The sequence below is a fragment of the Plantibacter sp. Leaf314 genome (assembly GCF_001423185.1).
Taxonomy (GTDB): domain Bacteria; phylum Actinomycetota; class Actinomycetes; order Actinomycetales; family Microbacteriaceae; genus Plantibacter.
Window position 1 is genome coordinate 1,392,917 of record NZ_LMOB01000001.1, and the last position, 14,483, is coordinate 1,407,399.

Annotated in this window: 14 protein-coding genes and 1 tRNA gene; 5 read left to right on the top strand and 10 right to left on the bottom strand. The window is 70.3% G+C overall.

The window, feature by feature from the left end; all coding sequences use genetic code 11:
* Nucleotides 1-10 precede the first annotated feature (10 nt).
* Nucleotides 11-3,646, bottom strand: a complete 3,636-nt coding sequence (locus tag ASF68_RS06505; RefSeq protein ID WP_056008371.1) for a DEAD/DEAH box helicase — start codon at nt 3,644-3,646, stop codon at nt 11-13.
* Between the two features lie 109 nt (nt 3,647-3,755).
* On the opposite strand from ASF68_RS06505, the gene ASF68_RS06510 reads away from it, so the two are divergent.
* From ASF68_RS06510 to ASF68_RS06525, 4 genes are all read left to right on the top strand, one after another.
* Nucleotides 3,756-5,249 carry an SDR family NAD(P)-dependent oxidoreductase gene (locus ASF68_RS06510; RefSeq protein WP_056008374.1) on the top strand — a complete coding sequence of 498 codons (1,494 nt, stop codon included), beginning with the start codon at nt 3,756-3,758 and terminating at the stop codon, nt 5,247-5,249.
* 33 nt (nt 5,250-5,282) lie between these two features.
* A complete protein-coding gene (locus ASF68_RS06515; protein ID WP_056008377.1) occupies nt 5,283-5,534 on the top strand; it encodes a hypothetical protein in 252 nt (83 codons plus the stop codon).
* Nucleotides 5,535-5,543: 9 nt separating this feature from the next.
* Nucleotides 5,544-5,849: a hypothetical protein gene (locus ASF68_RS06520; protein ID WP_056008380.1), complete on the top strand. Its 306-nt coding sequence runs from the start codon at nt 5,544-5,546 to the stop codon at nt 5,847-5,849.
* A 76-nt stretch (nt 5,850-5,925) separates the two neighbouring features.
* The gene (locus tag ASF68_RS06525; protein WP_056008383.1) at nt 5,926-6,588 is read left to right on the top strand and encodes a pentapeptide repeat-containing protein; all 663 of its coding nucleotides are present in this window, start codon (nt 5,926-5,928) and stop codon (nt 6,586-6,588) included.
* Nucleotides 6,589-6,788: 200 nt separating this feature from the next.
* On the opposite strand, the gene ASF68_RS06530 is transcribed toward ASF68_RS06525, so the two are convergent.
* The 7 genes from ASF68_RS06530 to ASF68_RS06560 form a co-directional block, all read right to left on the bottom strand.
* Nucleotides 6,789-8,072 carry an FAD-binding protein gene (locus ASF68_RS06530; RefSeq protein ID WP_056008386.1) on the bottom strand — a complete coding sequence of 428 codons (1,284 nt, stop codon included), beginning with the start codon at nt 8,070-8,072 and terminating at the stop codon, nt 6,789-6,791.
* Nucleotides 8,073-8,128: 56 nt separating this feature from the next.
* Nucleotides 8,129-8,482: a DUF6804 family protein gene (locus ASF68_RS06535; RefSeq protein ID WP_056008389.1), complete on the bottom strand. Its 354-nt coding sequence runs from the start codon at nt 8,480-8,482 to the stop codon at nt 8,129-8,131.
* A 50-nt stretch (nt 8,483-8,532) separates the two neighbouring features.
* Nucleotides 8,533-9,024, bottom strand: a complete 492-nt coding sequence (locus ASF68_RS06540) for an SRPBCC family protein (RefSeq protein ID WP_056008392.1) — start codon at nt 9,022-9,024, stop codon at nt 8,533-8,535.
* 17 nt (nt 9,025-9,041) lie between these two features.
* Complete coding sequence (locus ASF68_RS06545; RefSeq protein ID WP_056008396.1) at nt 9,042-9,296, bottom strand: DUF1653 domain-containing protein; 255 nt, start codon at nt 9,294-9,296, stop codon at nt 9,042-9,044.
* A gap of 65 nt (nt 9,297-9,361) precedes the next feature.
* Complete coding sequence (locus tag ASF68_RS06550; RefSeq protein ID WP_056008400.1) at nt 9,362-10,327, bottom strand: nuclear transport factor 2 family protein; 966 nt, start codon at nt 10,325-10,327, stop codon at nt 9,362-9,364.
* Between the two features lie 91 nt (nt 10,328-10,418).
* The gene (locus ASF68_RS06555; protein ID WP_235526762.1) at nt 10,419-11,408 is read right to left on the bottom strand and encodes a tyrosine-protein phosphatase; all 990 of its coding nucleotides are present in this window, start codon (nt 11,406-11,408) and stop codon (nt 10,419-10,421) included.
* A 259-nt stretch (nt 11,409-11,667) separates the two neighbouring features.
* Nucleotides 11,668-11,757 (bottom strand) — tRNA-Ser (locus ASF68_RS06560).
* Nucleotides 11,758-11,866: 109 nt separating this feature from the next.
* Between ASF68_RS06560 and radA the strand changes: the two genes are divergently transcribed.
* Nucleotides 11,867-13,243 carry a DNA repair protein RadA gene (gene radA / locus ASF68_RS06565; RefSeq protein ID WP_056008403.1) on the top strand — a complete coding sequence of 459 codons (1,377 nt, stop codon included), beginning with the start codon at nt 11,867-11,869 and terminating at the stop codon, nt 13,241-13,243.
* A gap of 44 nt (nt 13,244-13,287) precedes the next feature.
* Here radA and ASF68_RS06570 read toward each other — a convergent pair whose 3' ends face one another.
* Both ASF68_RS06570 and ASF68_RS06575 read right to left on the bottom strand, forming a co-directional pair.
* Nucleotides 13,288-13,692, bottom strand: coding sequence for an SseB family protein (locus ASF68_RS06570; RefSeq protein ID WP_056008405.1), 405 nt, complete (start codon nt 13,690-13,692; stop codon nt 13,288-13,290).
* 57 nt (nt 13,693-13,749) lie between these two features.
* On the bottom strand, nt 13,750-14,421 hold the full coding sequence (locus ASF68_RS06575; RefSeq protein WP_056008407.1) for a hypothetical protein: 672 nt from the start codon (nt 14,419-14,421) through the stop codon (nt 13,750-13,752).
* Between the last annotated feature and the right edge of the window lie 62 nt (nt 14,422-14,483).

A 14,483-nucleotide genomic window follows, 5' to 3' on the forward strand; every position in this document is an offset into this window, starting at 1 on the left:
CTGCCGGGGATCACTCCAGGAGGCCTCTGATGTCCTCTGCGGTGAGCGCCTGGCTGAACACCGCATCGTCGTCGAGGACGGCGGCGAACAACTCCGACTTCTTCGCCTGGAGCGCCATGACCTTCTCCTCGATCGTGTCGGCGGCGACCAGCCGGTAGACCATGACGTTCTGCTGCTGGCCGATACGGTGCGTGCGGTCGATGGCCTGCGCCTCGGCCGCCGGGTTCCACCAGGGGTCGAGGAGGAAGACGTAGTCCGCCTCGGTCAGGTTCAGACCGAAGCCACCCGCCTTCAGACTGATCAGGAAGACCGGCGCATCCCCCTTACGGAACCGGTCGATGACCTCGCCGCGGCGCCGCGTGGACCCGTCGAGGTACTCGTAGGCGATGCCCTGCTCCTCGAGCCGACGGGCGGCGTTGCCGAGGAACGACGTGAATTGACTGAAGATGAGCGCGCGGTGCCCCTCGGCGACGACGTCGTCGAGCTGCTCGAGGAGGGCGTCGAGCTTGCTCGACGGGATGCCCGCGTGCTCTTCGGCGTCGATGAGGCTCGCATCGAGGCTCAGCATGCGCAACAGGGTGAGCGACCGGAACACGATGAAGCGGTTGCGGTCGAGGTCGTCGACGAGGCCGAGGAGTTTCTGTCGTTCCCGTTGCAGCACGAGATCGTAGAGCTTCCGGTGCGCCGGTGCGAGTTCGATGCGGAGCACCTGTTCCTGCTTCGGCGGGAGTTCCGGCGCCACCAGCTCCTTCGTCCGGCGCATGAGCAGCGGACGGATGCGTCGTCGGAGCGTCTGGAGACGGCTCGAGTCGAGCCCCTTGCCGATCGGCTTGACGTAGTGCTCCGTGAACCGTGAAGCGGAGGCGAAGAGCCCCGGCGCGACGATCGACAACAGCGACCACAGCTCCATGAGGGTGTTCTCGATCGGCGTGCCCGTGATGGCGAGCTTGAACGGCGCACGGAGCTCGACCGCGCAGTCGTGCAGCTTGGCGCGATGGTTCTTGACGAACTGGGCCTCGTCGAGGATGAGCCCCGACCAGTCGCTCGCCTGGTACGCCGAGGCGTCGAGCCGGAACAGCGCGTAGCTGGTGACCACGACGTCGGCCCCGGCGGCGAGTTCCGCGATGGATGCACTGCCCTTCGCCTGCGTCGCGGTGATGCTGCGGACGACGAGCCCAGGGACGAATCGGGCGGCTTCGGCGACCCAGTTGGACACGACCGAGGTGGGCGCGACCACGAGGAACGGCGGCGTGGGAGCACCGGTCGTCTCGCGGGCATGGGCGATGAGGGCGAGGGTCTGCAGCGTCTTGCCGAGGCCCATGTCGTCGGCGAGGATGCCGCCGAGGCCGTGCTCCCAGAGGAACGCGAGCCAGCGGAACCCGTCGAGTTGGTAGGGGCGGAGCTCCGCCTGCAGCCCGGCCGGCAGCGGGGTGTCCGGAACGGCGTCGATGGCGTTCAGTCCGGCGGCGGCCTCACGCCAGGAGACGGCCTGCTCGGTCTCGTCGGCGAGGTCCTCGAAGTCCGCCCAGAGGCTCGCCTGGTAGCGGCTGATGCTCGGTTTCGTCTCCCATTCGGTGAGCGCCGCAGCCTCCGTGAGCAGCTCGCGTAGGCGGTCGAACGCGGGGTGTTCGAGCGAGAGGTAGGTGTGGTCGACCATGAGCAGCTTCGTGCGGCCCTTCGACAGCGCTTTGAAGAGGGGCTCGAAGGGGATGCTGTAGTCGCCGATGTGGATGACGATCCCGAGGTCGAACCAGTCGCGCTGCTCGGTCTCCACGGTGGTGACCGAGATGTGCGGCGTCCCGGTGAGCTCCGTGTACTCGGGCCGTTCACCGATGATCTCGACGAGGACGTCGTCGAGCGACTCGAGTACCGGGATGGCCCGTTCGGTGACGAGCGCCGCGTCGAACTCCTTCAGCTGCTGCGCTCGGGGCGGCCAGATGCTCGGCGTGATGAGCTCGTCGAGCGCTCCCGCGGTGATCGCCCGTCGCTCCGGCTCAGCAGCTGCGGCGAGGGCGGCACCGACGCGTTCGAGGATCAGCCGTTCGGCCCGCTCGTCGCGGAGGACGTCCCCGCCGTTCCCGGAACCGGACGAACCGGAACCGGACGACGCGGAACCGGCGTCGGCGACCGTCGTCGGGAGCGACCGGCCCGCGGCGAGCGCCGTGGACGTCCCACCGATCGGGATGCGTTGTGCCGGCGCGTACTGCCACGCCCAGGCGAGCCGGAGGGACTGCTTCGGCTCGAAGGAGGCGGTGAGCACGAGCACGGGCGGCACGATCTCCGGGAGCACGACCGCGCCGTCGGTCGAGCTGAGCGCGATCGTCCGGCGGAGTCGGGGCACGTAGTGCTCCAGGAACTCCGGGACCTCGGCCGCTGGCACGAGGACGGGCTCCCCCGGGCCGAGCAACCCACGCGCTTCGTCGGACGACGGTTCCGCGAGTGGCGCGAGGACGATCGCCTGCCGCGGCTCCAGGGCGTAGTGGTACAGGCCGTGGTCGCCGATGGCGCCGCTCGTCGAGGCGTCGACGTCCGTGCCGTCGATCGTCACGACCGGGCGGAGGACGACTCCACCCTCGGCGTGTGCGGCGTCCAGCCGGATGGCGGCGGTGGCTCCGAGGGCGACCGTGCCCTTGCGTGTGCCGACGAGTTCGATGCCGAGCTGTGCCGCCTCCTCGAGCAGGTGCCAGAGGACCGGGCTGCCGAAGTCGTCGATGACGAGCCAGTCCGCGTCGCCCGCTCCGGCGAACGCCCCGGCCGGCGGACGGGTGGCGCGCAGGAGCGCCTGGAACTGGGTGAACCACTGCTGGTGCTCCGGGTCGAGCGCCAGGCGGTGGCCCTGGTGTGTGAACGACGTCCAGGAGATCGTCGACTTGACGAAGCCGCCCCCGGCCTTGCGGACGACCGGTCGGACGGCGATGCGGCGCGGGTGCCGTGGGTCGGGCGGGCCGTCGGCGGTGCGGGACGTCGGCCCGCGCCAGCGTTCGGCCGTGCGCGGGATGCCCTCCCGGACCTCGAACTGCAGGCCCATCGCGGTGGGCGCGACGGCCCGACCGCCGTCGCCCGTAAGGGAGTCGAGGCGGTTGCGCCAGGTGGGCGGTTCCGGTGGCGTCGGTGGACTCGGCGCCCATCGCGCCGGGCGCTGGCCGGCCGCGGGACGCCATGCCTCGGGCAGGGCCTCGAGCTCGTCGTCCGCGTACATCGGTCGATGCTCGGCCGGCTCGTCGAGTTCGGGGTCGTTGATCGGCGCGGTCCACCGCCGGTCGGAACGCCAGGACGCCTCCCGCTCCGCAGGTGGCCGTTGTGGGGCCACCCACCGGTCGGAGCGGCCTTCCGCACGGAGGTGCGCCGCGTTGCTCTGGAGCAGGGTGGCGACGATGTGCTTGCAGTCACCGCGCAGGGGGCACGAACAGGCGCTGCCTTCGATGCGCGCGATCCCGCCCGAGTCGTCTCCGAGGTCGACGATGCACGCGTAGGGGATGTCGGTCGACCCTTCGACGATCCCGTGGACCCGGCGCTTGTCCGCGTTCCAGTCCACCGACGTCACGCGGCCGTCCCTCGCGTATCCGCGCCCGCGATCGAACGCCACCCGTCCGACGAGTCTGACGAGGTCGGCCACGTCGACGAGTGGTGCGGGATCGGGGGTCACCGCCCCATGGTCTCACGCACGCCGGACACCGCCCTCCGTCGCCTGGACCTGGTGACGGAGGCACTCGCCCGAGGACCGGTGAGGCGCGCTCGGCTCGTAGAATGAAGCAATGACCTCCCTCCCCCACGACGAGCCGACGAGCCCCACGACCGGCGACGACGCGGGCATCGATCCCACCGATCTCGAGGTCACCCTCCGCGTCCTCCAGCACATGGCGACGATGGACGAGGAGCACCCCGACTACCTCCAGGTCCGTCGTGCCACCGCCAAGATGTTCAAGGCCGTCAAGAAGGAACGCCGTCTCGACCGCCGCGCCCGGATCGCGGACGCCGACCGCGCGGTGATCGCCGCGACCGCGACCGGCGCGCCAGACCGCATCGACGACGAGACGCGGGGCATCCCGCTCGCGACCACGACCACCGCCCCGACGGCCGGCGAGCTCCTCGTGCCGCGCAACTGCTACATCTGCAAGCAGCCCTACACGACGGTCGACGCGTTCTACCACCAGCTCTGCCCGCAGTGCGCCGCCATGAGCCACGCGAAGCGCGACGCCCGCACCGACCTCACCGGGAAGCGCGCGCTCCTCACCGGTGGTCGCGCCAAGATCGGCATGTACATCGCGCTGCGGCTCCTCCGCGATGGTGCCCACACGACGATCACGACCCGCTTCCCGCGCGACGCCGTCCGCCGCTTCAGCGCCCTCCCCGACAGCGGCGACTGGCTGCACCGCCTGCGCGTCGTCGGCATCGACCTCCGCGACCCGGCCCAGGTCATCGCGCTCGCGGACTCCGTCGCCGAGCAGGGGCCACTCGACATCCTCATCAACAACGCCGCCCAGACGGTGCGCCGCACGAAGGGCGCCTACCAGCCGCTCGTCGACGCGGAGCTCGCGCCGCTGCCCGACGGCCCGCTGCCCGAGCTCGTCACCTTCGGCCACACGAACGACGCGCACCCCTTGTCGCTCGCGGCGTCCGTCTCCGCGCACCCGATCCTCGCTGCCGCCGCGGCGAAGGCGGACGCCCTCACCGAGGCCGCCATGACCGCCGGCTCGTCGTCGCTCGAGCGGCTCGCCGCCGGGACCGCGATCGACGCGGGCGGACTCGTGCCCGACGTCGACCACAGCAACAGCTGGGTGCAGAACGTCGACCAGGTGGAGCCGATCGAGATGCTCGAGGTCCAGCTCGCGAACGCCACCGCCCCGTTCATCCTCATCAGTCGTCTCCGTGCCTCGATGGCGGCCTCGGACTTCGACCACACCTACGTGGTGAACGTCTCCGCGATGGAGGGTGTCTTCGGTCGCGGCTACAAAGGCCCAGGCCACCCGCACACGAACATGGCGAAGGCGGCGCTCAACATGCTCACCCGCACGAGCGCACGTGAGATGTTCGAGACCGACGGGATCCTCATGACGAGCGTCGACACCGGGTGGATCACCGACGAGCGACCGCACCCCACCAAGGTCCGGCTGGCCGAGGAGGGCTTCCACGCCCCGCTCGACCTCGTCGACGGCGCGGCCCGCGTCTACGACCCGATCGTCCGCGGCGAGGCCGGCGAGCACCTCTTCGGCGTCTTCCTCAAGGACTACCGCCCCAGCTCCTGGTGAGTTCCAGGTGAGCGTCTGGTCGGAGGCCACGCGATGATCGGTCCGGCCGCCGTCCGGTTCCTCCGCGACGCACCGCTCGGCACCCGCGTCGTCGTCCGCTACCGGCTGCCCGAGGGCTCGGAGGCGGGGGCGACCGACGCACTCGGTGAACTCGTCGAGCGGACGACCGCCGGCAGCACGATCGAGACCAGACGTGGACCGGTCACCGTCTCGGACGCCGAGGTCGTCGCGGCGAAGGCCGTCCCTCCGGCACCGGCGCCTCGCGGACGTCGCCGCTCGCCCTAGGCTGAGCGGATGAGCACCGAGGCTTCCGAGGACAGTGTGCCGGCGCAGGACCGGATCGAGGTCACGCTCCGTCGCCCCTGGTACGGCGCGCTGCAGCGTCCGACCGTGGTGTTCGACGGCCGCGGGCAACCGGCGCAGTGGGGCACGGGCAGCTGGCGGATCACCGGTGCCGAGGTGTCGTTCGAGGTCTTCCTCTTCAACCGGCAGTGGCGGTACGGAGCCGCCGGCACCACCCTGACCGCGGGGATCGACACCTCGCTCGTCTACCACGCTCCCCTGCTCCCGTTCCTGCCGGGTCGGTTCACAAGGAGCTGAGGGATCACCCCGAGGGGCGTCGGTGGCCGCACCTAGGCTGGTCCGCGACCCTCAGGCATCAGCATCGGAGCACGACATGGCGAAACGCACCGGAACGACCGCACCACGACTCGATCCGGTCCGGCTCATCGGGCTGACGGATGGTGAGGAACGCGACCTCGAGGCGCACGACGCCGTCGAGGGGCTGCGATTCGCCGACCTCGACCTGTCGCACCGCGACCTCTCGGGCATCACGATCTCGGAGTCGTCGCTCTCGGGGATCACCGCCGATCAGACGGACTTCCGTGCGGCGTCGTTCCTCGACACCCGACTCGAGCGCTGGGACGCGCCCATCCTGTTGGCTCCGAGGAGTCGGCTGCGCGACGTGGAGCTCGACGGCTCGCGGGTCGGGTCGGCGGACTGCTACGACGCGAACTGGCAGTCCGTGCGCGTCAGCGGGTGCAAGCTCGGCTTCGTCAACCTGCGCGGCGCGGTGCTGCAGGACGTCCTCTTCGAGGGCTGCACCATCGACGAGCTCGACCTCGCGGATGCGACGGCCACCCGGGTCCGGTTCGTCGACTGCACGCTGAACAGCCTCGACGTCACCCGGGCCAAGCTCGCCGACGTCGACCTCCGCACCCTCGAGCTGCGGCGGATCGCCGGGGTCGAGCATCTCCGGGGCGCGACGATGACCCCGTTCCAGGTCGGCGAGCTCGCCGCGATGTTCGCCGAGCAGTTCGGCATCCGAGTCGAGGACTGACCTCCCGGGTTGCGCCAGCGCGGTGCGCTGACGTCACCGCGGGTCTGTCGCGTGAGCGCGGGTCTCCGGAGACCCGCGCTCACGCGCGTGCCTCGCGCCCGCGCCGGTTCCCCCGCGCTCGCGTCAGCGCATCGCGCTGGCGCCCGATGACCCGCGCTCACGCCGCCGCACCGCGCTGACACCCGGCCCATCAGCACCGGTTACCGGGGCAGGCGGACCCCGATGCGCTCCAGGTGCGCGTTCGTGAAGGTGCCGGCGGGATCCAACCGCTCGAACAGGTCCCGGGCGTCGGCGAGCCGCGGCACGACCTCGGCGATGCGCTCGGCGGTCAGGAGGTTGAGCTTGCCCCAATGCGGTCGGGCGCCGAACGGCGCGAGTGCCTCCTCGATCGCGGGCAGCACAGCCCGCACCTCCTCGGGCAGGTTGCGCCAGGTGAAGTGCACGGCGAGCATCTCGCGATGGTAGGCACCACTCAGCCAGAGCTTGTCGGGTGCCGCGGTGCGCAGTTCGGTCACGAGGAGCAGCGGGGCGATGCGGTCGCCGATGGCACGCAGCGCCGTGATCGCCGCGGGACCGTCGGCGCGGTCGATGAAGTACTCGGTCTGGATCTCGTCGCCGTTGCTCGGTGTCGACTCGAGTCGGAAGTGCGGCAGCCGCTCCCACCAGTCGCCGGGCACCCCGCCTTGCAGCGTGAGGTTGTCGGGGTCCGTCTCGACGAGGTTGCCGGCGGTCAGAGCGTCCCGCTGCACGCCGAGCCATGACTCCGGGACCACGGGCAGCTCGTCGTCACCGGCGACCAGGCGGGTCTTCCACCAGATCTGCTCGATGGTGTCGCCGAGCCAGTTCGTGAAGATGCTCACGCTGTACGCGCCGCCGGTGACGCCCTCGAAGTCGGCGAGGACCGCGTCCCACGGCACGTCGCGATAGACGTCCTGGCGCACCCGGTAGGCCGGCTGCACGTCGACGGTGACGCGGACGACGACACCGTACGCCCCGAGACCGATGACGAGGCCATCGAAGCCTGGGTCTCCGCGACGGACGTGGACGAGTTCGCCCGTGGCGTCGACGTACTCGAGGCCGCTCACGGCTGAGGAGAGGATGCCGTTGTCGTTGCCGGATCCGTGGGTGCCGGTCGCGATCGCGCCGCCGATGGAGATGTGCGGGAGCGACCCCATGTTGTGGAAGGCGAGGCCGTGTTCGGCGAGCCAGGCGGCGGCGATGCCGTAGCGGGTCCCGGCCCCGATCGTGACGGAACCGGCCGCTTCGTCGAACACCGGGTCGGCGGGGATGTCGAGCACGGTGATGAGCGTGCCGTCGGAGTCGGCCAGGTCGGTGAAGGAGTGGCGGGTGCCGAGGGCGCGGACGCGCGTGCCGTCTCGGGCCGCGTCCGCCACCAGGGTGCGGACCTCGTCGATCGACGTGGCGTTCACGATCCGCGGCGCTGCGAAGGTGTGTGTGCCGGCCCAGTTGCGTTCAAGCGTCATGAGCGCAAGCTTGCCAGAGCGAGGACGACCCGCAGCCGTTCCCGAAACATTTCCGCTCAGGTGGCGGGTGGGGTGGCGTGCTTGTTCTCGAGGAGAATGCCGACGGCGACGAGGACGACACCGCCGAGGAACTGGGCGATGACCCAGGGGATGCCGCTGAACGGGAACGGGATGACGGGGTTCCAGACGATCGCCACGAGCAGCGTCGGGATCATCCAGAGCGGCTGCTTCGCCTGCCAGGCGAACACGGCCATGATGAGCGCGAGGATGCTCACGACGAACCGGACGATCGTGAACGCGTCGAGTTCGAGCAGCGCGAGTCCGAGCATGAGCGCGACCGCCCCCAGGATGCCCGGGATGAGCGCCGGACGGAGGGCGAAGGGTGCAGGTGCGGGGGTCGGACTCGGCATCCCCCGAGTTTACGTGGAGCAGCGGGGTGTCGACCGTCGGTTCGAGCCGCTCACGCCTCCTCGACGAGTGCGGCGAGTTGCTCGGTGACGATCCCCCACCCGGCATGGAATCCGAGCTCCAGGTGCTGGTCGCGCTGCGCGATGCCGCTGTGGAGCGCGGTCGCCCGGTACCGGGTGCCGTCGGGGTGGTCCTCCATCTCGATCACGGTCGTGATGAACGGGTCCTCAGCAGGCCGCCATCCGGCGACGAGCGCCGTCGTCCACACGAGGCGCTGCTCGGGGACGACCTCGAGGACACAGCCGGTGATCTGCGGGACGAACGCCTCCCCGTCCTCGCTGAACTCCGTGCGGAACGACCCGCCGGGCCACAGCTCGAGGTCGAGGACCCGGCAGACGGACGGCGCGGGCACCCACCAACGGCCGAGCGTCGCCGCGTCGGTCCACGCCGCCCAGACGGCTGACCGTGGCGCACGGATGACCCGCTCCACCAGGAGGTCTCGAGCGTCGGCGGGTTCGGGTTGCGGATCGGAAGTCTCGTGCATGCGGTGATCCTCCTCGCTCAGTCGCTGACGCGGGCGAAGCGCGGGCCGTCGTAGCCGTCGCGTGAGACGGGTTCGACGAACATCGCGAGCGGTCGCACCCACGACGTGGGCAGGGTCGTCGTCGTCCGATAGAAGACGTGCGGCTCCTCCGTCTCGCTGTGACGCCCGACGCCGATCACCTCGTACAGCGCACCCTTGAAGTGCCGGTACATTCCGGGTTCGACGCCGAAGTCCGCGCCGTCGTCGGGACTGCTGGTCGTGTCGTCGTTCATGCCGCGATTCTAGCCAGCGGGCGTCGTGGAGGCCGATCGTCCGTCCATGACGCCCGCGGCCAGACTCAGCCGGCGGTCGGCACCACGTCCCAGTGCTCGCGGATGAGCTTGTCGTCGACGCGGAAGAGGTCCGCCGCGAGGACTGGGTCGCCCGACTTCGCTCCGACGCTCTGCGAGAAGGTCCAGACGATGTCGCCGTCGCTGAGCGAGATGACCGACTCCTGCGGCGGGAACGTGGAGGACCCGGAGAAGAACGACTTGAGCGCCGCCGTGCCGTTCGGGGCGACCGGGTTGTGTTGCAGGTACGCGGGGTCGAACGCCTTGTCGAGGATGGAGACGTCCTGGTCGCGGAAGAGCGTGTTGTACGCGTCCACCGCGAAGGTCCGGTTCTGCTCCTCCTGCTCCTCGGTCGGCGCGGCCGCGGGCTTCGCCGGTTTGTAGAGGTCGCTGAACATGGTGTTGGTGTTGCCGCTCGCCGGGGTGCCCGTGGCGATGGGCTGATCGAAGGACCAGCGTTCGACCACGGCGCCGTCGCGCAGACGGAACAGGTCGACCGCTGCTTCACCGGTCCGCTCGTCGGCCGGATCGGAGGCGACCTGGTAGTGCACGGCGACAAGGTCCCCGTCTGCTGCCGTGTGCTTGACGACCGCCTGTGCCCCGGGGACGCGGCCCCGGTCGGCGGTGAACTCGCTGAGCAGCCCGCCCGGCCCGGCCTTCTGCCCCGAACCGTGCGCGACGGCGTCGGCGGCGATGAGCTTGTCGGCGGTCGCCTGCGCCTGCGAGGACGTGGGATCGGGGAACGCGTCCGTGTACAGCTTGAGGACGGCGGCGAGGTTCTTCTGCTCGGTCTTGGAATCCGCGCGGTCGCCCATCGCACCGCCGTCGTCGCGGCCGTTCGTTGCCGACGAAGCGGACGACGACGGGTCGGCGGTGGCCGCCGAGGTGGCCTGGCAGCCGGCGAGCATCGAGACGCCGGCGAGGACGACGGCGGTGCGGACGAGCGGGACGAGGACGGCACGTGATCTGGTCATGACTTCACTGTGCGACGCGGTGCTGTGCCTCAGATGAGGCGTCCCTGGGCGTAGCTGAGAATCCATGTCTTTCAGTTCGTTCTCGGTGCGGCTACTTGCCGGGGGCCCGGCGCGACCGGTTGAGGACGGAGGCGATTCCCCCGAGCAGCACCACTCCAAGAGCTCCCACACCGGCGATGACCCAGACGGGCGTGTGCGAGCGTGCCTTCGCCGTCGTGCCCGGTGCGGACTGGTCGGCGGAGACGAGGTACCGGCTCTGCAGCGCGGCGCGTTCCCGGTCGGTCACGCCGATGGTCTTGGTCAGGTACGCGTCCATGCCCGAGTACTTCGTGGCGATGTCGTGCTCGAAGGTCCCCTGCAGCAGGTCCGGCGTGGCCCAGGTGACCCCGAGCTGGGTGTTGGACAGCAGATAGTCGTGCAAAATGTCGGACTCGGAGACACCGAGGACGTGGTCGAGCAGGTCGACCACCGTGCCCGTGCGGTCCATCCCGTGCGAGCAGTGAACCAGGACGGTACCTCCGGTGTGGTCTGCGAGCAGTTGGAGCACCTGTCCGTACGCGCTGATCATCTGACCGGGCGACGATGCGGAGTGCCCTTTGTCGACGAGGTCGTGGTACATCGCCGTGTCGTCGCTGTAGTCACCGTCTGCGCCGAAGAGCGAGACGGCGACGTAGCGGGCACCGGGAACCGGGACGTCGGGCTTCGCTGCGATCTGCGTCGGCGTGCGGAGGTCGATGACGAGGTCCACGTGGTGCGTGTCGGCGAGCGTCTTCGCCCCGGCTGCGGTGATCGCGTCGAGGGACTCGGAGCGGATGAGTCGGGTCGCGTCGACGGTCTTGCCGTCCCGACCGCGGACGGCGTTCAGCTCGCGGCCGTTGACGAGTCCTGGCACATCGGTGATCGGATGGTCGTGCGCCGTCAGCGCGGGCTGATCCGGCGACGGGGGGCTGGTGCTCGACGTCGCACTCATCGCGGAGGCGGCTTGGGCGCCGGTTGCCGTGAGTCCGACGGCGGCAGCGGTGCAGAGGACGACTGCGGCCAGTCGAAGGGTCTTGCGCGGGTGAGGGGTTGGAGCGGTCACGGTGGTCCTCGTTCGGCTGGGTTCGGTGTCGGCTGCGACTCGGCCGCCGACGGGATGCCCTGAACGCTAAGCACGGGAGGTGCCGCGACAACAGACACGAGGTGGCCGTCAGGTGACGTGTGACTGGGAACCTGCCCGTCGGCGATGTGGGGCTCCAGGGTTCTCTCAGCTCACCCGGACGGCCGGCCAATCGTGCGTCCGGCCGGACACGAAGAAGCCCCCTCCGTCCCGGTGTTGCTCGGGTGGAGGGGGCTTCTGCTGGCGGTACCGGTGGGATTTGAACCCACGGTGCTCTTTCAAGCACACAACTTTTCGAGAGTTGCACCTTCGGCCGCTCGGACACGGTACCGGGGTCGAGTGTAATAGAAGACGAGCGCCGACGCGAATTGAGCGATGCCACTCATCCACAGGCGGCGCGGAGGGCCGGTGGTGTCGGTGGCCACGCCTAGGCTGGCCGCATGGCCAAGGCACACTCCCCTGCATTCCGCTGCACCGAATGCGGCTGGACCACCGCCAAGTGGGCCGGCCGGTGCGGCGAATGTCAGCAGTGGGGAACGGTCGTCGAGGCGACGGCCCCCACCGGTGTCCTCGGCAAGTTGACCCCGATCCGCGCGACCGACGAGCGCGCCGCCCGCCCCATCACCGAGGCCCGCTCCGACGAAGCACCCCGGTGGTCGAGCGGCATCGCCGAGTTCGACCGCGTCCTCGGCGGCGGGATCGTGCCTGGCGCAGCCATCCTGCTCTCCGGCGAGCCGGGTGTCGGCAAGTCGACCCTGCTCCTCGAGGTCGCGTCCCGGGCCGCGAAAACCGGCGCCCGTGTGCTCTACGTGAGCGCCGAGGAGTCGGTCAGCCAGGTCCGCCTCCGCGCCGAACGCACCGGCGCCCTCCACGACGACCTCTACCTCGCCTCCGAGACCGACCTCGCCACCATCCTCGGCCACATCGACCAGGTCGACCCGAAACTCCTCATCGTCGACTCCGTGCAGACCGTCTCCTCCTCGCAGTCCGACGGCCTCGCCGGCCAACCCGGTCAGGTTCGCGAGGTCTCCGCCGTCCTCACCCGCATCGCCAAGGAGCGCGACCTCCCGATCCTCCTCGTCGGCCACGTCACCAAGGACGGCTCGATCGCAGGGCCCAGGCTCCTCGAACACCTCGTCGACGTCGTCTGCCAGTTCGAGGGCGACCGCCACACCGCACTCCGCTTCCTCCGCGCACAGAAGAACCGCTTCGGCGCGACCGACGAGGTCGGCTGCTTCGAGATGGCCGGCGACGGCATCGCCGAGGTCCCCGACCCGAGCGCCCTCTTCCTCAGCCAGAACGAGCCCGTGGCCGGCACCTGCGTCACCATCGTCATGGAAGGCCGCCGCGCTCTCCCCGTCGAGGTCCAGGCACTCATCAACAAGACGCAGGCACCGAACCCCCGCCGAGTCACCAACGGCGTCGACCCGTCCCGCGTGGCGATGATCCTCGCCGTCCTCCACGGGCGCTACTCCTACGACCTCAGCGACCACGACGTCTACATCTCCACGGTCGGCGGCGTGAAGATCACCGAACCGGCGGCCGACCTCGCGATCGCCCTCGCCCTCGTCTCCGTCATCCGCGACCTCGCCCTCCCCCGCGACCTCGCCGCCTACGGCGAGATCAGCCTCAGCGGCGAAGTGCGCCCCGTGAGCGTCGCGAAGCAGCGCGGTGCCGAGGGCAACCGCCTCGGCTACAAACTGCTGCTCAACTCCGACGTCAGCAACGACCTCAAGTCCGTGCTGGGCATCGCGAAGACCGCAGCTGAGGCAGCCCGGCCCGCCCGACGCGAACGCGAGCTCGACGCGGCCTTCTGAGCCGACCGCCCGCGGTCAGGGCCGAGCTCTTCGGCCGCCCACGCCTACTCCGTCGGCGCCTCGAGCTCGAGGACGCGGAGCAACTCTTCCGGCGACGCCTGCAGCGAGTGCGGACCGGCGACGTCGAAGAGCACCGTCTCGATGTCGTCACCGTAGGTGCGGAGGAAACTCGCGAGCCAGACGCCGTCGTGCAGGCCCACGTAGGGCGGCAAGGCGGCCGGCTTGTTCTTGGCGTCAGAGAAGAGAAGCAGCGCGAGCCTCGCGGTCTCCGGCTGCCGGAACATCCAGACCTCGCCGGTCTCCGTCGGCTTGTCGGGATTGCCCGGCTTCATGAGCGGGACGACGAACCGCCCGTTCCGCAACGCGAGCGCCACCGCCACCATGTCGCCGGCGGCGAGGGCCGCGGCCAAGGGCTCGGAACGGAACTCGGGTCGCTTCTGCTTCGCCATGCCTCCATTGTCGCAGGCCGGTGCCGGGCGACAGGGTGGCCCCGCGAGTCCCTCGGCTCAGTTCAGGAGGAACTGCGCGCTGTCGGCGGAGGCGAACCCGCCGATGGAGGTGTTGAGGTGGTACGACGCACCGGCCGCGGGCACCGGGTCGCGCGGCGTATCGCAAGTGTCGGGGGCGGACCGCGTGCGGTCCCAGGTGATCGGCGGGTTCGACGAGACCGTCTTCCCCGGCTCCAGAAGCACCTGCTGGTCGCTCGGCGCCGTCTGGCAGTCGGTGGAGGTCCAGTACGGTTCCTCGCCACTCGAGACGGTGAACACCTGCTGGCTCGTGCCGGCGTTCATCGTGCACACGGCCGAGCCGGTGTTCGTCACGCTCAGCGACAGCTGGGGCAGCTCGCCCGCCGCGAAGCTCGTGCCGTTGACGACCGCCTCGACCCGGATCTGATCCGCGGTGCACGCAGCCGCCGAACCGGGGTCAGTGGTCGCGGCCTCGTCGATCGGCGCGGTCGTGGACGTCTCGGGCGCAGCGCTCGCGACCGGCGGCGCGGACGCCGACGGGGTCGGTGACGACGACGAGGCAGCCGGCTCGGCACCGGAACCCGACGCCAGCCGGACGATCAGGACGACGACCAGGATGACGACGGCGAGCAGGGCGCCGAACACGATCAGCCTGCGTCGCCAGTAGACGGCGGGCCGCTCCGGTCCGCGGGGATTCGTGAGGCTCGACATGCTCACAGATTAAGTGCAGTCGCACGGAAACGCCCGATGCCCCGCCGTCGGTGCGGACCGTG

Bases quoted from the DNA above. Each gene is read 5' to 3' on its own strand.
- ASF68_RS06510 (WP_056008374.1), top strand. From the start codon at position 3,756: ATGACCTCCCTCCCCCACGACGAGCCGACGAGCCCCACGACCGGCGAC.
- ASF68_RS06515 (WP_056008377.1), top strand. From the start codon at position 5,283: ATGATCGGTCCGGCCGCCGTCCGGTTCCTCCGCGACGCACCGCTCGGC.
- ASF68_RS06520 (WP_056008380.1), top strand. From the start codon at position 5,544: ATGAGCACCGAGGCTTCCGAGGACAGTGTGCCGGCGCAGGACCGGATC.
- ASF68_RS06525 (WP_056008383.1), top strand. From the start codon at position 5,926: ATGGCGAAACGCACCGGAACGACCGCACCACGACTCGATCCGGTCCGG.
- ASF68_RS06530 (WP_056008386.1), bottom strand. From the start codon at position 8,072: ATGACGCTTGAACGCAACTGGGCCGGCACACACACCTTCGCAGCGCCG.
- ASF68_RS06535 (WP_056008389.1), bottom strand. From the start codon at position 8,482: ATGCCGAGTCCGACCCCCGCACCTGCACCCTTCGCCCTCCGTCCGGCG.
- ASF68_RS06540 (WP_056008392.1), bottom strand. From the start codon at position 9,024: ATGCACGAGACTTCCGATCCGCAACCCGAACCCGCCGACGCTCGAGAC.
- ASF68_RS06545 (WP_056008396.1), bottom strand. From the start codon at position 9,296: ATGAACGACGACACGACCAGCAGTCCCGACGACGGCGCGGACTTCGGC.
- ASF68_RS06550 (WP_056008400.1), bottom strand. From the start codon at position 10,327: ATGACCAGATCACGTGCCGTCCTCGTCCCGCTCGTCCGCACCGCCGTC.
- radA (WP_056008403.1), top strand. From the start codon at position 11,867: ATGGCCAAGGCACACTCCCCTGCATTCCGCTGCACCGAATGCGGCTGG.
- ASF68_RS06570 (WP_056008405.1), bottom strand. From the start codon at position 13,692: ATGGCGAAGCAGAAGCGACCCGAGTTCCGTTCCGAGCCCTTGGCCGCG.
- ASF68_RS06575 (WP_056008407.1), bottom strand. From the start codon at position 14,421: ATGTCGAGCCTCACGAATCCCCGCGGACCGGAGCGGCCCGCCGTCTAC.